The 21,482-nt window shown below is 57.6% G+C and carries 19 protein-coding genes and 1 pseudogene; 18 read left to right on the forward strand and 2 right to left on the reverse strand.

Features of this window, described 5'->3' with window-relative positions; all coding sequences use genetic code 11:
* Nucleotides 1–147 precede the first annotated feature (147 nt).
* The 17 genes and pseudogenes from ydcS (at nucleotide 148) to DW56_RS10840 (ending at nucleotide 17,544) form a co-directional block, all read left to right on the forward strand.
* The gene (gene ydcS / locus DW56_RS10770) at nucleotides 148–1,293 is read left to right on the forward strand and encodes a putative ABC transporter substrate-binding protein YdcS (RefSeq protein WP_024554681.1); all 1,146 of its coding nucleotides are present in this window, start codon (nucleotides 148–150) and stop codon (nucleotides 1,291–1,293) included.
* Between the two features lie 16 nt (nucleotides 1,294–1,309).
* The gene (locus tag DW56_RS10775; protein WP_024554680.1) at nucleotides 1,310–2,323 is read left to right on the forward strand and encodes an ABC transporter ATP-binding protein; all 1,014 of its coding nucleotides are present in this window, start codon (nucleotides 1,310–1,312) and stop codon (nucleotides 2,321–2,323) included.
* Between the two features lies 1 nt (nucleotide 2,324).
* Nucleotides 2,325–3,269: an ABC transporter permease gene (locus tag DW56_RS10780; RefSeq protein WP_024554679.1), complete on the forward strand. Its 945-nt coding sequence runs from the start codon at nucleotides 2,325–2,327 to the stop codon at nucleotides 3,267–3,269.
* Nucleotides 3,259–4,065: an ABC transporter permease gene (locus DW56_RS10785; RefSeq protein WP_024554678.1), complete on the forward strand. Its 807-nt coding sequence runs from the start codon at nucleotides 3,259–3,261 to the stop codon at nucleotides 4,063–4,065. The genes DW56_RS10780 and DW56_RS10785 overlap by 11 nt, the downstream gene beginning before the upstream one ends.
* Nucleotides 4,066–4,088: 23 nt before the next feature.
* Nucleotides 4,089–5,513, forward strand: coding sequence for an aminobutyraldehyde dehydrogenase (gene patD, locus DW56_RS10790; RefSeq protein WP_024554677.1), 1,425 nt, complete (start codon nucleotides 4,089–4,091; stop codon nucleotides 5,511–5,513).
* A 213-nt stretch (nucleotides 5,514–5,726) separates the two neighbouring features.
* Complete coding sequence (locus DW56_RS10795) at nucleotides 5,727–6,395, forward strand: DUF3313 domain-containing protein (protein ID WP_024554676.1); 669 nt, start codon at nucleotides 5,727–5,729, stop codon at nucleotides 6,393–6,395.
* 408 nt (nucleotides 6,396–6,803) lie between these two features.
* Nucleotides 6,804–7,058 (forward strand): hypothetical protein, encoded by a 255-nt coding sequence (locus DW56_RS22420; protein ID WP_139152847.1) that lies wholly within the window; start codon nucleotides 6,804–6,806, stop codon nucleotides 7,056–7,058.
* A 230-nt stretch (nucleotides 7,059–7,288) separates the two neighbouring features.
* Entirely contained in the window at nucleotides 7,289–7,627 is a 339-nt protein-coding gene (locus DW56_RS10800) for an FxLYD domain-containing protein (protein ID WP_024554675.1), read from the forward strand.
* Between the two features lie 123 nt (nucleotides 7,628–7,750).
* Nucleotides 7,751–7,951 carry a hypothetical protein gene (locus DW56_RS10805; protein WP_024554674.1) on the forward strand — a complete coding sequence of 67 codons (201 nt, stop codon included), beginning with the start codon at nucleotides 7,751–7,753 and terminating at the stop codon, nucleotides 7,949–7,951.
* A 109-nt stretch (nucleotides 7,952–8,060) separates the two neighbouring features.
* The gene (locus tag DW56_RS10810; RefSeq protein ID WP_024562310.1) at nucleotides 8,061–9,962 is read left to right on the forward strand and encodes an NAD(P)-binding protein; all 1,902 of its coding nucleotides are present in this window, start codon (nucleotides 8,061–8,063) and stop codon (nucleotides 9,960–9,962) included.
* The gene (locus DW56_RS10815) at nucleotides 9,959–11,155 is read left to right on the forward strand and encodes a c-type cytochrome (protein WP_029589809.1); all 1,197 of its coding nucleotides are present in this window, start codon (nucleotides 9,959–9,961) and stop codon (nucleotides 11,153–11,155) included. The genes DW56_RS10810 and DW56_RS10815 overlap by 4 nt, the downstream gene beginning before the upstream one ends.
* A 160-nt stretch (nucleotides 11,156–11,315) precedes the next feature.
* A complete protein-coding gene (locus DW56_RS10820; RefSeq protein ID WP_024554465.1) occupies nucleotides 11,316–13,697 on the forward strand; it encodes a DMSO/selenate family reductase complex A subunit in 2,382 nt (793 codons plus the stop codon).
* Nucleotides 13,684–14,313 (forward strand): DMSO/selenate family reductase complex B subunit, encoded by a 630-nt coding sequence (locus DW56_RS10825; RefSeq protein WP_024554466.1) that lies wholly within the window; start codon nucleotides 13,684–13,686, stop codon nucleotides 14,311–14,313. Before DW56_RS10820 ends, DW56_RS10825 begins: the two co-directional genes overlap by 14 nt.
* Nucleotides 14,306–15,127, forward strand: a complete 822-nt coding sequence (locus tag DW56_RS10830) for a dimethyl sulfoxide reductase anchor subunit family protein (protein ID WP_024554467.1) — start codon at nucleotides 14,306–14,308, stop codon at nucleotides 15,125–15,127. The genes DW56_RS10825 and DW56_RS10830 overlap by 8 nt, the downstream gene beginning before the upstream one ends.
* Before the next feature lie 89 nt (nucleotides 15,128–15,216).
* A pseudogene (locus tag DW56_RS23045) lies at nucleotides 15,217–15,333 on the forward strand (4Fe-4S binding protein); the annotation flags it as partial.
* Between the two features lie 27 nt (nucleotides 15,334–15,360).
* Entirely contained in the window at nucleotides 15,361–15,993 is a 633-nt protein-coding gene (locus DW56_RS10835; protein WP_411431241.1) for an ATP-binding protein, read from the forward strand.
* A 195-nt stretch (nucleotides 15,994–16,188) separates the two neighbouring features.
* Nucleotides 16,189–17,544: an esterase-like activity of phytase family protein gene (locus DW56_RS10840; protein WP_024554468.1), complete on the forward strand. Its 1,356-nt coding sequence runs from the start codon at nucleotides 16,189–16,191 to the stop codon at nucleotides 17,542–17,544.
* 113 nt (nucleotides 17,545–17,657) lie between these two features.
* Here DW56_RS10840 and DW56_RS10845 read toward each other — a convergent pair whose 3' ends face one another.
* Both DW56_RS10845 and DW56_RS10850 read right to left on the reverse strand, forming a co-directional pair.
* A complete protein-coding gene (locus DW56_RS10845) occupies nucleotides 17,658–18,479 on the reverse strand; it encodes a GNAT family N-acetyltransferase (protein ID WP_029697361.1) in 822 nt (273 codons plus the stop codon).
* Nucleotides 18,480–18,587: 108 nt separating this feature from the next.
* On the reverse strand, nucleotides 18,588–20,123 hold the full coding sequence (locus tag DW56_RS10850) for a methyl-accepting chemotaxis protein (protein ID WP_024554470.1): 1,536 nt from the start codon (nucleotides 20,121–20,123) through the stop codon (nucleotides 18,588–18,590).
* Nucleotides 20,124–20,334: 211 nt separating this feature from the next.
* On the opposite strand from DW56_RS10850, the gene DW56_RS10855 reads away from it, so the two are divergent.
* On the forward strand, nucleotides 20,335–21,405 hold the full coding sequence (locus DW56_RS10855; RefSeq protein WP_024554471.1) for a sugar phosphate isomerase/epimerase family protein: 1,071 nt from the start codon (nucleotides 20,335–20,337) through the stop codon (nucleotides 21,403–21,405).
* Nucleotides 21,406–21,482 lie beyond the last annotated feature (77 nt).

Raw genomic sequence — 21,482 nt, forward strand, 5'->3', positions numbered from 1 at the left:
AGTACAAAGAGTGCGCGGCTTGTCACAACCTTAACAAAATCTTTACATGCGGCGGGAGAATTCTCTTCGCTACGTATATGGTTATTTCGGGAGATATTTTTACGGCAAGGCGGCCGGCTAATTAATTCAGACAGGAGTAAAAGAATCATGAGCAAATCTTTCGCGCTTAGCGCGCTCTCTGCGCTGTGCCTGACCGTGCTTACCGCCCAGGCTGCTGAACCTCCCAAAGCCATTGGCGAAGGCGAAGGCCGCCTCGATATCATCGCCTGGCCTGGTTATATCGAAAACGGGCAAACCGATAAAAACTACGACTGGGTCAGCGGTTTTGAAAAAGAGACCGGCTGCGAGGTTAATGTAAAAACCGCCGCCACCTCCGATGAAATGGTCAGCCTGATGGCGAAAGGGGGCTATGACCTGGTGACCGCCTCCGGCGACGCCTCGCTGCGCCTGATTATGGGCAAACGCGTGCAGCCCATTAACACCGCGCTTATCCCGAACTGGAAAAATGTCGATCCGCGGCTGGTTAAAGGCGACTGGTTTAACGCAGGCGGCAAAGTGTACGGCACGCCCTATCAGTGGGGGCCAAACCTGCTGATGTACAACACCAAAACGTTCCCGCAGGCGCCGGACAGCTGGGCGGTGATTTTCGAGAAGCAAAACCTGCCGGACGGCAAAACCAACCAGGGGCGCGTGCAGGCCTATGACGGGCCTATCTATATCGCCGACGCCGCGCTCTATCTGAAAGCGAAACAGCCCGATTTAGGCATTACCGACCCGTATCAGCTTACCGAGGCGCAATACAACGCGGTGCTGAAAGTGTTGCGCGACCAGCATCAGCTCATCCACCGCTACTGGCACGACACCACAGTGCAAATGAGCGATTTTAAAAACGAAGGGGTGGTGGCCTCCAGCGCCTGGCCTTACCAGGCGAACGCGCTGAAAAACGAAGGCCAGCCCATCGCCACCGTCTTTCCGAAAGAGGGCGTAACGGGCTGGGCGGATACCACCATGCTGCACGCCGAAGCCAAACACCCTAACTGCGCTTACAAATGGATGAACTGGTCGCTCACGCCGAAAGTGCAGGGCGACGTTGCCGCCTGGTTTGGTTCGTTGCCTGCCGTGGTGGAAGGCTGCAAAGCGAGCGCCTTGCTGGGCGATAAAGGTTGCGAGACCAACGGCATGGGATTCTTCGACAAAATTGTCTTCTGGAAAACGCCGGTCGCCCAGGGCGGGAAGTTCGTTCCCTACAGCCGCTGGACGCAGGATTACATCGCCATTATGGGCGGCCGTTAACGCCCGGGAGTTTTTTATGTCGTATGCAGTCGAGTTTGAAAATGTCTCCCGGCTCTATGGCGACGTTCGCGCAGTGGACAATGTGACCATCCGGATAAATGACGGCGAGTTTTTCTCTATGCTGGGGCCTTCCGGCTCCGGCAAAACCACCTGCCTGCGTCTTATTGCCGGCTTTGAGCAGCTCTCTTCCGGGGCTATTCGCATCTTTGGCCGCGAGGCGAGCGAACTGCCGCCCTGGGAGCGCGACGTCAACACCGTGTTTCAGGACTACGCGCTCTTTCCGCATATGTCGGTGCTGGAAAATGTCGCCTACGGGCTGATGGTGAAAGGCGTGGCGAAGAAAGCGCGGCTCGCCCGGGCGCAGGAGGCGCTGGAGCGCGTCGCGCTGGGTTTTACCCACGCCCGCAAACCGTCGCAGCTCTCCGGCGGCCAGCGCCAGCGCGTCGCCATCGCCCGGGCGCTGGTGAACCAGCCGCGGGTGCTGCTGCTGGATGAGCCCCTCGGCGCGCTCGATCTCAAGCTTCGTGAACAGATGCAGGTAGAGCTTAAAAAGTTGCAGCGTGACCTGGGCATCACTTTTATCTTCGTCACTCACGATCAGGGCGAAGCGCTGTCGATGTCCGACCGCGTGGCAGTCTTTAATAATGGCCGTATAGAGCAGGTCGATTCTCCCCGCGAGCTTTATATGCGTCCGCGCACGCCGTTCGTGGCGGGCTTCGTCGGCACGGCCAACGTGCTGGATGACGCACTGGCGCAGCGGTTGTGCGGCGCGCCGGGGGCGTTTTCATTGCGCCCTGAGCATATCCGGCTTAATGAAGCGGGCGATATTCAGGTCGCTGGCACCGTGCAGGAGATCCAGTACCAGGGTGCCGCCACGCGCCTTGAGCTGCGCCTCGCGGGCGGCGAAAAGCTGCTGGTAAGCCAGGCGAACCTGCACAGCGCGCTGGCTGGCGGCGACTTTCGCATTGGACAGCAGGTCACCGCGTCCTGGGCGCGAGAGGCGATGATCCCGCTGCGCGGGGAGGGGTAAGATGGAGATGACCGTCATGCCTGCTTCCTCGCGTGAAGGATTTCTGCGCCGCATTACCACGCTGCTCTGGCAGCGCCCGACGCTGTGGCTCTTTTTACTGCTGCTGCCGCCGCTGCTCTGGTTCGGCATTATCTATCTGGGTTCGCTGCTCACGCTGTTGTGGCAGGGGTTTTATACCTTTGACGACTTCACCATGTCGGTGACGCCAGACCTGACGCTTGCCAATCTGCGCGCCCTGTTTATCCCTGCCAATTACGACATCATCCTGCGAACGCTGACGATGGCGATAGCCGTGACCCTGGCCTGCGCGGTTCTGGCTTTCCCGATGGCTTACTACATGGCGCGTTACACCAGCGGCAAGATGAAAGCCTTCTTTTACATCGCCGTCATGTTGCCGATGTGGGCAAGCTATATCGTTAAAGCCTACGCCTGGACGTTATTGCTGGCGCGGGACGGCGTGGCGCAGTGGTTCTTGCAGCATCTGGGGCTTGAGGGGCTGCTGAACGCGCTGCTCGGCGTGCCCGGCATTGGCGGCAACACGCTTTCCACCTCGGGGCTGGGCCGCTTCCTGGTCTTCGTCTATATCTGGCTGCCGTTTATGATCCTGCCTGTTCAGGCGTCGCTTGAGCGGTTGCCGCCTTCGCTGTTGCAGGCGTCGGCAGACCTGGGGGCGCGCCCTTCGCAAACCTTTCGGCACGTTATTCTGCCGCTCGCCATTCCGGGCGTGGCGGCGGGGTCTATCTTTACGTTCTCGCTCACGCTTGGCGATTTTATCGTGCCGCAGCTCGTTGGGCCGCCGGGCTTTTTCATCGGCAACATGGTCTATTCCCAGCAGGGGGCGATTGGCAATATGCCGATGGCGGCGGCCTTTACGCTTGTGCCGATCGTGTTAATTGCGGTTTATCTGGCGTTCGTGAAGCGCCTGGGGGCTTTCGATGCACTCTGAACGCGCGCCGCTCTTGCTAAGGATCGCCGCCTGGGGCGGGGTTATCTTCCTGCATTTTCCGCTGCTGGTGATCGCCCTTTACGCCTTCAACACGGAAGACGCGGCTTTCAGCTTTCCGCCCAAGGGTTTTACCCTGCACTGGTTCAGCGTGGCGGCAGGAAGGTCAGATATTCTTGATGCCGTGATGCTCTCGGTGAAAGTAGCGGCGCTTGCCACCGCGCTTGCGCTCGTGCTCGGCACGCTTGCCGCCGCTGCGCTCTGGCGGCGGGAGTTTTTCGGCAAAGACGCCATCTCGCTGCTGCTGCTTTTGCCCGTCGCTCTGCCAGGAATTATTACCGGCATCGCGCTGTTGACCGCGTTTAAAACGCTAAACTTTGAACCAGGGTTCCTGACGATTGTGGTCGGTCACGCCACCTTCTGTGTGGTTGTGGTGTTCAATAACGTCATCGCGCGCTTTCGCCGGACGTCATACAGCCTGGTTGAAGCTTCGATGGATCTCGGGGCCGACAGCTGGCAAACCTTCCGGCATATCATTCTGCCGAACCTGGGCACGGCCCTGCTGGCGGGCGGCATGCTCGCCTTCGCGCTGTCGTTCGACGAGATTATCGTCACCACGTTTACCGCCGGGCATGAGCGCACGCTGCCGCTCTGGTTACTCAACCAGCTTGGCCGTCCCCGCGATGCGCCGGTCACAAACGTGGTGGCTTTGCTGGTGATGGTGGTGACGATGATCCCCATTTTAGGGGCCTGGTGGCTGACCCGCGAAGGCGACATGGTCGCCGGCGGCGGTAAATAACTTTTCGTTCAAAGGAAAACGCTATGCAGAATCAACTATTGATTAACGGAACACTCCTGAGCGGCGAAGGGGAAAAGCTGCCCGTTTACAACCCGGCGACGGGAGAAGTGCTGCTCGACATCGCTGAGGCCACGGCTGAACAGGTGGATGCGGCAGTCAACGCCGCCGACGCCGCCTTTGCGCAGTGGGGGCAGACGACGCCGAAAGAGCGCGCGGAGGCGCTGCTGAAAATCGCCGACGTCATTGAGCGCAACGCCGACGAATTCGCGAAGCTTGAATCGCAAAACTGCGGTAAACCGCTGCACTGCGTCATCAACGACGAAATTCCGGCGGTAGTGGATGTGTTTCGCTTCTTCGCAGGCGCCGCGCGCTGCCTGAGCGGACTGGCTGCCGGCGAATACCTGAGCGGCCATACCTCGATGATCCGCCGCGATCCGGTGGGGGTTGTCGCATCCATCGCGCCCTGGAACTATCCGCTGATGATGGCGGCGTGGAAGCTTGCGCCCGCGCTGGCGGCAGGTAACTGCGTGGTGATGAAGCCTTCGGAAATTACGCCGCTCACGGCGTTGAAGCTTGCGGAGCTTGTGAAAGATATCCTGCCGGCAGGCGTGCTGAACGTGCTGTTCGGCCGCGGCCAGACGGTAGGCGACCCGCTCACGGGCCATGAGAAAGTGCGCATGGTTTCGCTTACCGGTTCTGTCGCCACCGGCGAGCACATTATCAGCCGCACCGCCTCGTCGATTAAGCGCACTCATATGGAGCTTGGCGGCAAAGCGCCGGTGCTGGTGTTTGATGATGCCGATATCGATGCAGTGGTGGAAGGCATCCGCACGTTTGGTTTTTATAACGCCGGGCAGGATTGCACCGCCGCCTGTCGCGTCTATGCGCAAAAAGGCATTTACGAGCAGCTGGTGGAAAAACTGGGCGCGGCGGTGGCAAGCATAAAGCAGGGCGCGCCGGAAGATGAAACGACCGAGCTGGGGCCGCTCAGCTCGCTCGCGCACCTTGAGCGCGTGAGCAAGGCGGTCAACGACGCCAAAGCCTTGCCGCACGTGAAGGTGGTGACGGGCGGCGAAAAGCTGGACGGCCCAGGTTATTTCTTCAAGCCGACGGTCATCGCCGGGGCGAAACAGCAAGACGCCATTGTGCAGCGTGAAGTATTCGGCCCGGTGGTGAGCGTCACGCCGTTTGATGACGAAGCGCAGGCGCTCGCCTGGGCTAACGATTCGCAATATGGCCTGGCGTCGTCCGTCTGGACTCAGGATGTGGGCCGCGCCCACCGCTTAAGCGCGCGTCTGCAATACGGCTGCACCTGGGTGAACACGCACTTTATGCTGGTCAGCGAAATGCCCCACGGCGGGCAGAAACACTCCGGCTACGGCAAAGATATGTCGATTTACGGGCTGGAAGATTACACCGTGGTGCGCCATGTGATGATAAAACACTAACGCTGCGGTGTGATTAATCATCGCTTACGCTGCGCTTTGAAGCCCTTGCGCGCGGCGTAAGCGAATTTTTATCTGCTGAAAAACAGCGCTCATCGGCTTTGTGAGATCTTTCGCTGTTTATTGAAATTCCTTACGGACTGCCTGTTATTTTCAACGCATATTTTATAATTTAGCTGTGAAAAAACGCGCTGTTTAATATCCTCCGGAGGCTTCATGAACGTCACCACAACGTTATCGTTAAAAGCGGGCGCAATATTGCTCGCCTGCGCTCTTGCGGGCTGCTCGTCAAAAGTGACAGAAACAAAACAATATTCAGGATTCATTGCCGACTATTCCAATTTAGCGCCAGCTAAAACCGCTTCCGGACAAGAGGTGCTGCGCTGGGTAGCGCCTGATTTTCGTCTAAGCAATTATAAAAGCCTTTATTTCGCCCCCGTTATTTATTACCCCAAACCCATGCCCAATAAACGCGTGACTGAGCAAACGCTTGAACAGGTGCGCCTGTATACCGACCAACGGCTGAGAAGCGCCTTAGGCGCGCATATTCGCATTGCCTCGCAACCGGAACCTGGCGGTCTCATTCTTAAAACCGCTATTGCAGCCGTTTCAGCAGAAAATAAAGATTTAAGATTTTATGAGGTATTGCCGGTCACTGCGGTTGTCGCCGGCACCATGGCGCTTTCGGGCCAGCGCTCGCAGAATGCCACGCTTTTTTTAGAGGCTGAAGCTATCGATGTCTCAACAAATGAAACCGTCGCTAAAGTCGTCAGAAAAGGTTATGGCGGCTCAATTTCAAATAGCAATGCGCCTATCACCCAGGCTGACGTTAAAGGCGCCATTGATGTCATGATTTCCGACGTGACGGCGTATGTTTCCAACTAAAGGTTAACATCGGTGATTTGATTGGGGCGATGCCGTGTCTGTTAATGGTTTCGCCTTTCTTCGCTGGCTCTTACGCATCTTGCAGCGGGGGTTTTTACAATCAGATAAAGCATGTCATGCAGAAGAATAATTCCGTAAAAATCATCAGGAAAATAAGTGTGCTCAACGCGAAATCGTTAAGAAAAATAGCGACGAATATAGGTTCTGTTGTCTGTGGAAACATAATCGGCAGCGGGGCGATTAAGCCGATCAAAAAACAGGTGTGTTTAAGGGTTATTGCTGATTGAATGTATACAAATAGTGAGGCGAGAAATACATCGAGAGTTTGTTAACCATATCTTATTAATAAAGCGATTAACTATAAGGGTGATAGCTTACAGTGGCTGACGGCGATAATTCTGCAACCCGGTGAATGACAAACTCAACGTTGCGCGGGCCGCAGACAGGGTAAAAAAAGAAACCTCTGAAGGTGGAAATCCACGCACCTTCAGAGGCGATGCAAAGCATCATTCGTTACCTGTGACAGTCGTCACGCGGGGAAATTTAGATAATGACCTGCAACTACACAAGGCCGCAAAGTTAACCTTTTGTGCTGTAGAACATGCATTTAATCCACATTTTATCGCCGGGCTGAAACATAATATTGCCTTAAGCATAATCTGATGTTTTTTATTCGACTTCTTATCGCTAAAACGGCATCGCTAAAGTAGAAACGCATCGAAAGCAGAGAATTACAACACGCGCAGCAAAGTGAGCAACAAAGTTCACATCCCGTTACTTTTTAACATTTATACCGATTAAAACTGCGCTTTTAATCGGTTAGGATTGTTAACCTTTACGTAACAACTGCCTGTAAGCCGCACCGGCTGAAGGACACTTCATTTTGGAAAGCAATGAAATACCTGTTAATGCTGACGCTCTTCGTGCTGCTGTTTAACTTTCACGCTGCGCAGGCGGCGGAAAGCAAGATTGATATCACCGATCTTCATTTTGTGAAGTCCGTTGAAGGGCAGTTATATATTGAAGGGCTGGTGAAGAATCTGACTGCGCATCCGCTGCGCCAGGTTTATGTCGCGTTTAATCTGCTGAAAAACGGCATGGTGGTGGGTTACAGCACGGATATTGTTTTTGATCTGCAACCCAGACAGGCGTGGCAAATCCATACCCGCTGCCGCACGCGAATTTTTAAACCGGACCATTTCCGGCTGGCGGAACTTTCGGTTATTCCTTAATGCCATCAGGATATTGAAACCGCTCACATCCCGGTGGCACGTCTCTGGATTTCCCGCACGGCAGGCAACCTGAAGCGCGAAAATACTCTACCCTTTGAGTAAACGCGACTGAAAGGAGGACGCATGTCACTGTCAATTGAGAAAAAACAGCAGCCGAACGGGGAATACATCTATACCGCGACCTGCCGTGAAGAAACCTACCATTTTAGCGTAACGGGAAAAGGGGAAACCGCGACCGAGGCGGACCAAAACCTGCTGCGCGCGCTCGACGAAATAAAGCAGCGGCTGGATGAAGTCGCCCAGACCGGAAAACTTTCTGCCTGATGCGCTCTGCCTGATGCGCTCTGCCTGCCGGGTGTCTGGCAGGCGAAAATTCTGTATCCTGCGATAACAATTCAATAAAACAATAACTTTTGTCTGTTAAGGAAGCTTTATGGCAATCACCCGGCGCGATTTTATCAACGGCGTCGCTATCACCGTTGCTGCGGGCGTCACCCCCTGGCAAATCCTGCGCGCATCGCCGCAAACCGCCGCCCGCTCGCTCTATTACCCGCCGGTATTGACTGGCCTTCGCGGTAACCATCCCGGCTCGTTTGAGGCTGCGCACGCGTTGGGGCGCGAAGGGAAAAACGTTAACCCGGCAAACGTGCCGGTTGAAGAAACCTATGACCTGGTGATTGTCGGCGCGGGCATCAGCGGCCTTGCCGCCGCCTGCTTCTGGCAGGAATTGCGCGGCAAGACGAGCCGTATTCTGCTTCTTGATAACCATGACGACTTTGGCGGCCACGCCAAACGCAACGAATTCAACGTCGACGGTAAAACGGTGCTTGGCTACGGCGGCAGCGAATCGTTCCAGTCGCCGCGCAACAACTTCAGCGAAACGGCGATGGCGCTGCTAAAAACGTTGAATGTCAGCATTGAAGGGATGGCGAAAAGCTTCGACCAGACCTTTTACCCGGATCTCAACCTCAGCCGCGGCGTCTTTTTCGATAAGAAAAATTTTGGCGTCAATAAAATCGTTGCAGGCGATCCTGGCCGCGCGGTGGCGGATGATATTCCGCCGGATCGCATGAATGCCCGTGATATCAACGCGTTTATCAATGACTTCCCCTTACCGCAAGCCGACCGTGAAGCGCTGATATCGCTGCATACTGAACAGAAAGATTATCTCGCCGGGATGAGCATTGAAGAGAAACAGGCGTGGATGGACAGCCACAGCTATAGCCAGTTTCTGCGGGAAAAAGTGGGCTTAAGCGACAGCGCCATTCGCTACTTCCAGCAGCGCACCAATGACTTTCAGGCTATCGGCATCGACGGCACGTCGGCGAGCGATGCGCGCATCTGCGCGCTGCCGGGGCTTGAAGGAATGGGGCTGCCGCCGCTTGACCCGGAATCGCTGGCGGATCTCGAAGAGCCTTATATCTACCATTTCCCGGACGGCAACGCAGGGCTTGCGCGCCTGATGGTTCGCCATCTTATTCCCGCCGTTGCGCCGGGCAACACCATGGACGACATCGTGCTGGCGAAGTTTGATTACAGCCAGCTTGATAACGCTGGCTCCCCGGTGCGTCTGCGCCTGAACAGCACCGGCGTGCACGCCGCCAACGTTAACGGCGGGGTGGAGGTCACTTATCTGCGCGACGGCAAGCTGCACAAGGTGAAAGGCGGGCAGGCGGTGATGGCGGGGTACAATATGATGATCCCTTATCTGGTGCCGGAAATGCCAGAGGCGCAAAAAGCGGCGCTGAAACAAAACGTCAAGGCGCCGCTGGTTTACAGCAAGGTGGTTATTCGCAACTGGCAGCCGTTTATCACGCTTGGCGTGCATGAAATTTACTCGCCCGCCGCGCCATACAGCCGCGTAAAGCTCGACTATCCGGTGGATATGGGCGGCTACGCGCATCCGCGCGACCCTGCGCAGCCGATTGGCCTGCATATGGTTTATGTGCCAACCTTCCCGGGCAGCGGCCTGAGCGCCCGCGAGCAGTTTCGCAAAGGGCGCGCGTTTCTCCTCGGCACGCCGTTTGAGGTGCATGAGCAGATGATCCGCGAACAGCTACAGGGGATGTTTGGCGAAGCGGGCTTTGACCACGAGCGCGATATCGCCGCTATCACCGTCAACCGCTGGTCCCACGGCTACTCCTACTTTTACAGCGGCCTGTTTGACGATGAAGAAGGGTCGCAGAAAATTATCGAACAGGCGCGCCAGCCAGTGGGCCGCATCACCATCGCCAACTCCGACGCCGACTGGAGCCCCTACGCTAACTCGGCCATCGACCAGGGCTACCGTGCGGTAAAAGAGCTGCATGAGATGGCGGCGAAGGAGGGCGCATGAAACGTTTAACGTTGTTAACCCTCACGCTGTTGGCGGCAGGCGCCAACGCCGAGCCGATGAGCAAAGGCGAATATGTGGCGCGGGCGGGCGACTGCATGGCCTGCCACACCACGGAAAACGGCGCGCCGCTGGCGGGCGGGCTGAAATTCGCCACGCCGCTCGGCGCGATCTATTCCACCAATATCACGCCGGATAAAAACCACGGTATCGGCGCTTATCGTTTCGATGAGTTCGCCCGCGCCATGCGCGACGGGGTGGCTAAAGACGGTCATCGTCTCTACCCGGCCATGCCTTATCCTTCCTATGCGAAAATGAACGATGAAGATCTCCGCGCGCTTTATGACTACCTGATGAACGAGGTCAAGCCGCAGCCTGCGGCGAACCGCGAAAGCGACATCCCCTGGCCGCTCTCCCTGCGCTGGCCGCTGGCCGCCTGGAACGGCCTGTTTGTTGATGCCAAACCTTTTACGCCGCGAGCGGACAAAGACGCCGCCTGGAACCGGGGCGCTTATCTGGTGCAGGGCGAGGGCCACTGCGGCGCCTGCCACACGCCACGCGGCGCGGCGATGCAGGAAAAAGCGCTTAGCGACAGCGACGAGCAATTTCTTGCCGGCGCCGAACTGGATGGCTGGTACGCTCCTTCGCTGCGCGGGCTAAACATGTCGCAGGCGGATCTGGCGATGCTGCTGCGCGAAGGACGCAGCAAGCACGCCGCGCTGAGCGGGCCGATGGATGACGTCGTGACGCACAGCAGCCAGTACCTGACGAGTGACGATCTCAACGCTATCGCCAGCTATTTGCTGAGCCTGAAGGGCAACGCGGAACAGCCTCAGCCAGCACAGAAGGTAAGCGAGAGCGCCATGAATAACGGTCATGTTATTTACGGGCGCTACTGCGCAACCTGCCATGGCAGCAACGGTGAGGGCGCCGATTACGCCGTGCCGTCGCTGAAAGGCAATCTGACGGTGAACAGCAGCAATCCGCTGACCTTAACCCGCGTGCTGCTGGAGGGCGCGCAAACGCCGGTTACTCAGGCGCACTTGCCGTACAGCATGCCGGGCTACGCCTGGGCGCTGGACGACCAGCAAGCCGCGGATGTGATGAACTACGTACGCAACAGCTGGGGTAACCACGGCGCGCCCGTAAACGCGAAAGCGGTAAAAGCGGCGCGGGAGCTTATCCATACCCCCTGATCCTGACGCGTTGCCCGCCCGGGCGACGCGCTTTTCTCACTAACCACGCGTTTTTCTGAAACTTTTGCCAACCGGCGCTTTCATTTTTTCCAGTTGATAATCATCAAACTCCGCGTCGTCCGGGGTACGCACAATACCCCCTTTTGATAAGGGGATAATGATGGAAGAAGAAAAAGCGCAGCAGCAGGCTGGCGGGCTAAACGTATCGCGGCGGGGTTTTTTGCTGACGACTTCAGCGCTGGCCGCCGCGCCGCTGTTTACTTTCAACGCGCAGAAAAGCGAAGCCGCGGCGAAAGCCGCCTCTGCGCCGGCGCGGGTGGTGGCGACCTGTAGTACGTTCGACTGCGGCGGGAAATGCGATATTCGCGCCCACGTACAGGATGGGGTGGTAACGCGCGTGACCACCTGCCCGGATGACCAGGTTGACCCGCAAATGCCGGTCATGCGCGCCTGCGTACGCGGACGCGGCTACCGTCAGTTCGTCTATCATCCGGACCGGCTCAAATACCCTATGAAGCGCACGGGCAAGCGCGGAGAAGGAAAGTTTGAGCGGATAAGCTGGGATGAGGCGACAACGCTGATTGCCGATAACTTGCGGCGCATTACCAAAAAATATGGCCCGGCATCGCGTTTCGTTCACAACAATACCGCCGTCTCGGGCGGCGCGTTTTCCGGCGACAAAATGGCCCGGCGCCTGCTCAGCATGACGGGCGGCTACCTTGAGTATTACCATTCGGTGAGCATGGGCAATACCGGCGCCGCCACGCCATACACTTACGGCACCGCCAAAAGCGGCAGCAGCCTTGATACCTTGCTTGATACCCCGCTGGTGATCCTCTGGGGCCACAACCCCAACGAAACCATCTTCGGCCACAGCAATTATTACTTTCAGAAAATGAAGCAGCGCGGCACGCGCTTTATTGTCGTCGACCCGCGTTATTCCGACACCGTCGCGTCGTTGGCGGATCAGTGGATCCCGCTGCGGCCCACCACCGATAACGCCCTGATGGACGCGATGATGTATGTCATCATCAGCGAAAACCTGCACGATCGGGCATTCATCGACCGCTTCGCGCTGGGCTTTGATGAGGCGCAAATGCCGGAAGGCGTGCCGGAAAATGAATCGCTGGTCGCTTATTTAACGGGTAAAAAAGATGGCGTGGTTAAAACGCCGGCGTGGGCGGAGCCGATAACCGGCGTGCCGGCGCAGACTATACGCCAGCTGGCGCGTGAGTATGCCACCGCTAAACCCGCCGCGCTGATTCAGGGCTGGGGGCCGCAGCGTCACCTTTGCGGCGAGCGTACCGCGCGCGGTTCCACGCTCCTTGCCGTTATTACCGGCAACGTAGGGGTAAAAGGGGGCTGGGCGGCGGGCTATGGCGGCATCGGCAACCGAAAATTCGCCGCCGAACCCTGGGCCATTGCCAACCCGGTTAAAGAAAAGATTTCCATCATGAACTGGGTGCAGGCGTGCGATGACGCCAGCAAAGTCACGCCAGAGATGGGGTTGAAAGAGGCTGATAAGCTCACCAGCAACATTAAGATGATCTTCAGCCTGGCGGGCAACTATCTGGCGAACCAGAACCCCGATATCAACCAGGCGGTAAAGGTGCTGGAAGATGAGTCGAAGGTAGAGTTTATCGTCGCAAGCGATCTCTTTTTAACGCCCAGCGCCCGTTACGCCGACCTGCTGTTGCCGGAAACCAGCTTTATGGAACGCTGGAACATTGGCGAAACCTGGGGCACCGGCAACTACCTGATGCTGTCAGAAAAACTCATTGAGCCGGAGTTTGAGCGCCGTTCAGATTACGACTGGCTGTGCGATGTGGCGCAAAAGCTGGGGATCGGCGAGCGGTTCAGCGAAGGGCGCGACGAACAGCAATGGGTAGCGCACATCTGGGAGAAAACCCGGGAGGCCTGTGCCGACCTGGCGCTGCCGGGCTTCGCCGCGCTTCGCGAGCAGCGCCACTTTTACTTCAAAGAGCCGCCTTATGTCGCTTTTGAAGAGAACATCCGCGACCCGGATAACCATCCCTTCGCCACGCCGTCAGGCAAAATCGAAATCTTCTCTAAGCGCCTCTGGGAGATGAACAACCCGGCGATTCCGGCGCTTTCGCATTATGTCCCCACCGAAGAAGGGCCGCAGGATGCGCTACGGGAAAAATACCCGTTGCAGCTCATTACCTGGAAAGGGAAAAACCGCGCCAACTCTACGCAGTATGCCAACCCCTGGCTACAGGAAGTGCAGACGCAAAAACTCTGGATAAACCCGCAGGACGCCATGGCCCGCCGCATTCAGCAAGGCGACAAGCTGCGTGTTTTCAACGACCGCGGGGTCACGCTGGTGCCTGCGGAAGTGACGCCGCGCATTATGCCAGGCGTGGTGGCGATGCAGGCGGGCGCCTGGTGGCAGCCTGATGTCTCCGGCGTGGATCACGGCGGCTGCGCCAACGTCCTTACCACTTCACGCATTACGCCCCTTGCGAAAGGCAACGCCCATCAAACCCTGCTGGTAGAGGTAACAAAGCATGAGTCAGTTTAAAGAGTTCGCGGCGGTCAGCGAAAAGCAGCTCGGTTTTTATATCGACAGCGCCCGTTGCTCGGGCTGTAAAGCGTGTCAGGTAGCCTGCAAAGATAAAAACAACCTTGAGCCGGGCCGTCGTTACCGTCGGGTGTATGAAGTGAAAGGGGGCGGTTTCGCGCCGACCGGGCAGGGCGGGTTAATCCATAACGTCTTCGCTTATACGCTTTCACTCTCCTGCAACCACTGCGCCGACCCCATCTGCGTTAAAAACTGCCCGACCACGGCGATGCATAAGCGTCCCGGAGACGGCATCGTGCGTGTAAATACCGACAAATGCGTCGGCTGCGGTTACTGCGCGTGGTTATGCCCTTACGGCGCGCCGCAGCGCAACACCGTCACCGGGCAGATGTCGAAATGCGATTTCTGTATCGATCAGCTCGCCGAAGGCAAATCACCGATCTGCGTGGCGACTTGTCCGCTGGGGGCCATTCAGTTTGGCCCCATAGCAACGCTGCGGGCGCGTTATGGCGAATTGTGCGACGTAAAAGGGCTGCCTGACTCCACCATCACCCGGCCAAATCTGGTCGTCAAGGCGCATCATGGCGCAGAAAAAGAGGATGAAAACCATGTCTGAATGGCCATTGATGGCGTTTACGCTCTTGTTTCAGGGCGCAGTGGGGTACTGGCTGATGATGCTGCTTTGCGAAACGCCGGCCTGTCGGGCCGGGCAGCGGAGCCTGTTAACCTTCCCGGCGCTTTTTGCGGTGCTGTTCGCCGGCGCGCTGGGGCTTGCGGCCTCAACGCTGCATCTGGGATACCCGCTGAACGCGTTTCACGCGCTGCGCCACCTTTCCAGCTCCTGGCTTAGCCGCGAGATTGTAATGGCCGGGCTGTTTCTGGCGCTGGCGGCATTGTGTACGCTGCTGGCGTTGCGTAAAGGCCGGATCCCGCCAGCGCTGTTGTGGCTGGTTGCGCTGGCTGGTCTGGTCGATATCGGCTGCATGGGGGCCATTTACCGTTACTCGTCGGTAGCGACATGGATGCACGTCACTACCTGGGTTATGTTTTACGGCGCGGCAGCGGTGCTGGGCGCGGCGATCCTGCTGCTGCGCCTTGATTACCGGGGCGAATGTCCGGTTTCGGTACAGCGCGGCCTTACGCTGCTGATTATTACGACGCTGCTGGTTCGGCTGCTATTCCAGCCCCTGTACCAGAGCTTTCTTTCCTCGGCCGAGGTGACAGTAACGTTTCCGCTACCGGCGCTGGAGGTTTATTCGCACCTGTGGCCGTTGCGGCTTCTGGCATGGAGCCTTTCAGCGGCGGGCGCGCTGTTGCTTATCATCAGCCTTATGCGCCCCAGAAGCGCGCTCTGGCTGCGGGCAGGCGCTGTGCTGTTAATTGTGGCGGAAGTGCTGCTGCGACAGCTTTTTTTCATCGTCGAACTGTGAAGTTATTTTCACTGGTTGCTCCCCCCGCGCCGCCGCGCGTGGGGGCGTAATGTCTCCATCAGCGCGTCAGGCAAAGCGGCTGTGAAGCCTGCCGGACGCGCTGCCCCGCGCAGGCTTTTCGCTTTACTGAAGGCCGCATGCGGCTTGATGAGCAGCGGTGCGTTGGCTGCGGCATCTGCCTGTTTGTTTGTCCTTGCGATGCGATAGAAAACCTGAGCGCGCCAGCGCGGGCCGTGCGTGATGGCGTACTGCTCGGCCCGTTTACGCTGCCGGTAAGCGTTGAGGAGCTCCTGATGTGGCACGCGCAGCACCAGATTCGTGCTGTCGCGCTCGATCCGTTTCGCTTCCCGGGCTGGGCTGTCACGCTCGCCGCGCTTAATCTTCAGTTGCGAAAAGCAGGCCAGACGCCGTGGCGGCTTGCCGCGCCGTCAGAGGCAGCGTCGCAGCGGGAGAGAAGAAGATGGCTTCGCCTTGCTGAAGAGAACGCGACGCTGAGCGTCACGGCTGGCAGCCGCGCAAGACGACGCTTGTGGCGCGTGACCAGCGAATACGTTATCGCCCTGAACCAGAAGAAATGCACGTTGTGCGGCGCCTGCGGCCGCATTTGCAGCGCGGGGGCCATGCATTTTGCTGAAAGCGAAGTGCGGCTCAACGCGATGGACTGCACCGGGTGCCGGGGGTGCGAAGCGGTTTGTCCGGTGGGCGCGGTCGCTATTACCAGAGGCGAGGTGAATAGCATCATCCAACTCACCGTGAGCGAAACAGCGTGCCCCGTCTGTAAACAGCCGCGGCTAAGCTGGCCTGGCAAAGAGGGGCAGCCTTGTCCCTTATGCCTGCGTCATCACCATGGCATGCGCGAAGCCTGATTAGTTACAACATACTATAAAGAGGAATGAACGGTTTGGCCTTAGCGCGGGTTTTTAAGCCTGCTTGTTAAGATTGATGGTTAAGCCTGCCTGGTAAGCCTGGCAGGGGGCCGGGGTTTAGCCTTTGCCCGCTGTCATTAATCTGTCACAGCCGCTCTTTATAACAGGGGCAACGTTAAAAAGGACGCTATCCCCATGAAAATAAAACCCCTTGCGCTGCTGTGCGCCACGCTCTTTTCGTTCTCGCTTCAGGCTGCTGAACCGCAGGTTTCTCGTTACGTTGTCACATTTCCGCAGGGCGATCGCGTTGCTTACCAGGGCGACTATACCAGCGCATTTCCACAGGGGCTGCCGGTTGGGGTTGGCTCCGGCCTGCAATTTTTACGCAAAGAGGGCGACAGTCTGGTTTTCGCCACGGTGACCGATCGCGGTCCGAATGCGGATTCCCCAAAAGCGGGCAAGCGCGAGTCAAAAATTTTCGCAAGCCCCGGCTACGCGCCGCAGCTAATGACGATCCGCGTCAGCGGCGATAAAGCCGAAGCTACAGAGGGCAAGCCGCTGCACGACGAGCAGGGAAACATTACCGGCTTGCCGCTGCCGGAAGGGCTGATTGGCGCAACCAACGAGCTGGCGCTGAATGACGCGCTGCAACCGCTGAAAAGCGATCGCCGCGGGCTGGATACCGAAGGCATTACGCCTGATGGCAAGGGCGGCTACTGGCTGTGTGACGAATACGGGCCGTTTATCATCCATGTAGACGCGAACGGTAAAATCCTGGAAAAACATGGCCCCCAGGCGGACCAGGGCGAGCAGGCCGTCGCGGGCGGTTTGCCGAATATCGTTAAGTGGCGGCAGTCTAACCGCGGGTTTGAAGGGCTGACCCGCATGCCGGATGGCCGTATCATCGCCGCGGTGCAAAGCACGCTCGACATTGACGGTAAAACCAAAAACAGCGCGCGCTTTACACGGCTGGTCAGTTTCGACCCGGCCAGCGGCAAAACGGCGATGTATGGCTACCCGATCGATATCGACGTCTATAAAAAAGCAAAAGACGCCAAAATTGGCGATATCGTGGCGCTTGATAATGACCGCCTGTTGCTGATTGAGCAGGGCGGCGATAAAAACAAAACCATGCGTAACTTGGTTTATGTGGTGGATCTGCGCAACGCGACCGATCTCAGCGCTTTTGATAAAGAACAACCGCCGGAATTTGACGACGCGGACAAGCTCAACGCGCGCGGCATAAAACTCGCCGCTAAATCGCTGCTGGTTGACCTGCGCAAGCTGGGTTGGCAGCAGGAAAAAGCGGAAGGGCTGACGGTTGTCGACAAGCAAACCATCGCGGTTATCAACGACAACGACTTTGGCCTTCAGGCGACGCTTGAAAAACCCGAAGGCGACAAGCAGGATGCCGATGAGTATCAGGTCGACGGCAAAGGTCATCTGACGCTGGATGGCAAAACCGTGGCAACCCGTATCGGCATTAAGCCGCTGGAAAAACCACAGTCAGAAAACGATCTCTGGGTAATTAAGCTCGATAAGCCGTTCTGAAGCGCGTCGATTCAATAACCGGCGGTCTGGCGCGGAGCCAGACCGCCTTTTTTAGTGCTTCCCGGCGTCGTTGAACGGGTCCGCCGGTGATTTCTTGCGGATGAAACGCAGCCCTATAACGCCTGCCGTAACTGATACTGCTGAATATTCAGCTCCTGCCAGCCGTTGCGCTCAAACACACCGCTCAGGTTATCGGGCACTGCGCACGGGGCGATGATGCCAGGAAAAGCGCCTGCCAGTTGCGTCAGCAAACGCGAAGCATAACCCTTACCCCGGCATTCCGGCTTCACGTACAGCGCCCGCAACTGCGGCTCTTTAAACAGCGTGTTAACAATGGCGAACGCCTTATCGTCAAGCGTGACGCCCTGGCCTGGCAAGGCCAGCGCGGTGAGCGGATGTATCAGCCAGGGCAGGGCGTGCGCTTCCTGCATCATCATCCCGGCTACAATGCCTGGGTCAAGCAACTGCACATCGTCGCAGGGGTTATCCTGCGCGGCCCCCGCGCTGGAAAAGGCGCGCAGGCGGTACTCCTTCGTAAAGCCCACCCGCTCGTAAAGCTGCTGCGCCGCCTCATTGCCTCTGATAACTTCAACAATCATCTCTTTATCGCCGCGCGCTTTCGCTTGCGCAAGCAGGCTTTGCATCATCGTTTTGCCAAAGCCTTTGCCGCGCCACTGCGCACGGATAGCAAAGGCCGCCAGGCGCGAGCGCCACCCGCGCCGGGTTATCAGCGCCAGCGCCACGGGCGTATCGCCTTCAAGCCAAACCCGGCTGTCGGGAAGCGAAAGGGATTCTGCGGCAAAGCGCGGCGCGAAAATGTCGCCCTCAAGGGTAAAAGGAACAAGGTAGCCTTCAAAACAGCGGTTCAGGATCTCCGCAAGTTCATGGCTGTTGAAGTGCGTGGCGTCAGTCACACGCAGTGTCGGAATTGTCATGAGCGCTCCTGTCGTGGCGGAAGGGCATCATAACATGGACAAATATCAGGGAAAGGCTCTGAAAACAGGTGGGTAAAAGCGGACAGGCAAGCCCGTCCGCTCTGTGTGTCAGAGTTTGAACACCGCCACGGAGGCGTTCAGCAACTGCGACTGTTCTTTCAGGGAATGCGCTGCGGCGGAGGCTTCCTCCACCAGGGCGGCGTTTTGCTGGGTGACGGAATCCATCTGCGCCACCGCGAGGTTTATCTGCTCAATGCCGCGGCTCTGCTCGCTGGTAGACAGCGCGATTTCCGACATTAGCTCAGAAACATGCTTAATGGCGATGATAATCCCTTTCATGCTCTCCCCGGCGCGGCTGACCAGCGCGCTGCCCTGGTTGACCTGCTCGCCGGATTGTTCAATCAGCTCTTTGATCTCTTTCGCCGCCACCGAGGAGCGCTGGGCGAGGTTGCGCACTTCGCTTGCCACGACGGCGAAACCGCGGCCCTGTTCGCCCGCGCGCGCTGCCTCAACCGCCGCGTTAAGCGCCAGAATGTTTGTCTGGAAGGCGATGTCTTCAATAATGCCGATGATGTTTTCAATCTTGCCGGCGCTGGATTCAATTTTGCCCATCGAGGCGATGACATCTTCGACAATGGCGTTGCCTTCCTGCGCCGCGCTGCGCATGGTGCCCGTGAGGGTGTTTGCTTCATGCGCGTTGCCGGAAGTCTGTTTAACCGTCGCTGTCAGCTGTTCCATGCTGGCTGCCGTTTCGCCAAGCGAGGCCGCCTGCTCCTCGGTGCGTGCGGAAAGATCGGTATTGCCCGCGGCAATCTCTTCAGAGGCGAACGCCACGGTCTGGCTTGATTCACGCACCTGGCCGATGATTTCCGTCAGCGACAGGCGCGTCGTTTCCAGCGCGCGCAGCATTTCGCCAATTTCATCTTTCGCGTCAGAGAGCACCGGGGTGTGCAGATCGCCTGCCGCCATCTCAACGCAGTGCGCGCGGGCGGCATCCAGCGGTTTCAGCACGCGGCGCTTGAGCAATGCGAAAATCACCGCAATCAACGCCAGGAAAAGCAGCGCGAAAAAGGCTATCAGCAGCAGCCCGGAAACAAAGCTCGCCTGGACTTCGTCATTCTGCTGGCGGGCGTAATCTTCCCGGAACGCCAGAAGCTGATCGAGGGAGATTTCAAACTGGCGATCCAGCTGCGGCAGCGTAGTGGTAACAAGCTGAACATAGCTTGCGCTGTCGTTACGCGCCACGGCGTCCAGTAACGGCCGCAACCCCCCGTCGCGGTACGCCTGCCAGTTACGGCGATAGGTATCCGCAAGCGTCGCTTCGCCAGCTTGTTTCAACGCCGCCACGTATTGGGTAAAGGCGCCGTCGGCTTTGCCTAACACTTCGCGGGCGCTGGCTAACGATTGCTGCGCCTTTTGTGTGTCGCCCGCCGCCTGGCTCTGCATCGCTTCCATGGCGCGAACCCGCAGGGTGCGGCTGTGGTTTATCGGATCGATTACCGAAAGCACGACGCGGATTTCTTTATTTACGCTGTCCAGCGACTGGTTGCTGCGGATAAGCGAATGGATAGTGGAAACGGTACTGGCAAGAAAGATAACTACCAGCGCGCTAAAAACAATAAATGAAAAACGTCTGACTGACATGAAAGGTCCTTCCCGGGTGAACACGGATAAACGCCGCCAGCATTGCGCTGCGGTCAAAAGGTTTATCGGCATTAAAAGAAAGGAATTTAATTTAAAACAACGTAATTATTGTAAAACAAGAGGTTAAGCTTGGTTACTGGCCGGGCCTGCGCCCCGGACAGGAGGCCAGGCTATGCTTAAGCCGTCAGCCGGCGTAACAGGAGGCAGGAAGATGAAAACGCTACAGGGACCTTCAATTTTTCTTTCCCAGTATATTCGCGACCAGCCGCCGTTCAATGCGCTGGAAAGCATGGCCTCATGGGCGGCGGGGTTAGGGTACAAAGCCGTGCAGTTGCCTACCCATCTGCCGCATATTTTTGATCTCAATAAAGCGGCGGAAAGCCAGGAGTATTGCGCCCAGGTGAGCGAAACGCTGCGCAACCGCGGCGTGCAGATAAGCGAGCTTTCAACGCATTTGCAGGGGCAACTGGTGGCGGTGCATCCTGCTTACGACAAGGCGTTTTCCCGCTTTGCGCCATCTTCACTGCGCCTTGACGCCCATGCGCGCCAGCAGTGGGCGATAAGCGTATTAAAAAAAGCGGCGAAGGCTTCGCAGAATCTGGGGCTTAAAGCGCACGCCACTTTTTCAGGCTCGCTCGCCTGGCCTTTCTTCTACCCCTGGCCGCCGCATAATGCCGTGTTGTTTGAGGAGGCGTTCTCTGAGCTGGCATCGCGCTGGCGGCCCATACTCGACAGTTTTGAGGAATCAGGCGTCGATCTCTGTTTTGAGCTGCACCCGGGAGAAGATTTGCACGACGGCGCCACCTTCGGCCGTTTTCTGGAATTAGTTCATCACCATCCGCGCTGCAATATTCTCTATGATCCCAGCCATATGCTGTTGCAGCACATGGATTACCTTGGGTTTATCGACCACTGGCACTCGCGCATCCGCGCTTTTCACGTTAAAGACGCGGAGTTCAACGCCTCGGCTCAGAGCGGCGTCTACGGCGGTTATCAGGACTGGCCGCAGCGCCCGGGCCGCTTCCGCTCTCCGGGCGACGGGCAAATCAACTTTAAAGGCATTTTCAGCAAGCTCGCGCAATATGACTATCCCGGCTGGGCGACGCTTGAGTGGGAGTGCTGCCTGAAGGATGGCGAAACGGGCGCCCGCGAAGGGGCGAAATTTATCAGCGAGCATATTATTCGCGTTTCGAAACACCAGTTTGACGATTTTGCAGCGCAAAAACAGGAACGGGAAGCAGCGCGGGAACTGTTAGGGCTGGACAGCCGAAGCAGCAAATAAAAGGCGGGAACGTCACATTCCCGCCGTAATGAAAGCAAAGGTTAATCAAACACGCCGTTGATAATGGCGGTGACCAC

Origin of the sequence: Franconibacter helveticus LMG 23732, assembly GCF_000463115.2 — a bacterium.
GTDB classification, from domain to species: domain Bacteria; phylum Pseudomonadota; class Gammaproteobacteria; order Enterobacterales; family Enterobacteriaceae; genus Franconibacter; species Franconibacter helveticus.

Coding starts and splice junctions, on each gene's coding strand:
- ydcS (WP_024554681.1), top strand. CDS start 148: ATGAGCAAATCTTTCGCGCTTAGCGCGCTCTCTGCGCTGTGCCTGACC.
- DW56_RS10775 (WP_024554680.1), top strand. CDS start 1,310: ATGTCGTATGCAGTCGAGTTTGAAAATGTCTCCCGGCTCTATGGCGAC.
- DW56_RS10780 (WP_024554679.1), top strand. CDS start 2,325: ATGGAGATGACCGTCATGCCTGCTTCCTCGCGTGAAGGATTTCTGCGC.
- DW56_RS10785 (WP_024554678.1), top strand. CDS start 3,259: ATGCACTCTGAACGCGCGCCGCTCTTGCTAAGGATCGCCGCCTGGGGC.
- patD (WP_024554677.1), top strand. CDS start 4,089: ATGCAGAATCAACTATTGATTAACGGAACACTCCTGAGCGGCGAAGGG.
- DW56_RS10795 (WP_024554676.1), top strand. CDS start 5,727: ATGAACGTCACCACAACGTTATCGTTAAAAGCGGGCGCAATATTGCTC.
- DW56_RS10800 (WP_024554675.1), top strand. CDS start 7,289: ATGAAATACCTGTTAATGCTGACGCTCTTCGTGCTGCTGTTTAACTTT.
- DW56_RS10805 (WP_024554674.1), top strand. CDS start 7,751: ATGTCACTGTCAATTGAGAAAAAACAGCAGCCGAACGGGGAATACATC.
- DW56_RS10810 (WP_024562310.1), top strand. CDS start 8,061: ATGGCAATCACCCGGCGCGATTTTATCAACGGCGTCGCTATCACCGTT.
- DW56_RS10815 (WP_029589809.1), top strand. CDS start 9,959: ATGAAACGTTTAACGTTGTTAACCCTCACGCTGTTGGCGGCAGGCGCC.
- DW56_RS10820 (WP_024554465.1), top strand. CDS start 11,316: ATGGAAGAAGAAAAAGCGCAGCAGCAGGCTGGCGGGCTAAACGTATCG.
- DW56_RS10825 (WP_024554466.1), top strand. CDS start 13,684: ATGAGTCAGTTTAAAGAGTTCGCGGCGGTCAGCGAAAAGCAGCTCGGT.
- DW56_RS10830 (WP_024554467.1), top strand. CDS start 14,306: ATGTCTGAATGGCCATTGATGGCGTTTACGCTCTTGTTTCAGGGCGCA.
- DW56_RS10840 (WP_024554468.1), top strand. CDS start 16,189: ATGAAAATAAAACCCCTTGCGCTGCTGTGCGCCACGCTCTTTTCGTTC.
- DW56_RS10845 (WP_029697361.1), bottom strand. CDS start 18,479: ATGACAATTCCGACACTGCGTGTGACTGACGCCACGCACTTCAACAGC.
- DW56_RS10850 (WP_024554470.1), bottom strand. CDS start 20,123: ATGTCAGTCAGACGTTTTTCATTTATTGTTTTTAGCGCGCTGGTAGTT.
- DW56_RS10855 (WP_024554471.1), top strand. CDS start 20,335: ATGAAAACGCTACAGGGACCTTCAATTTTTCTTTCCCAGTATATTCGC.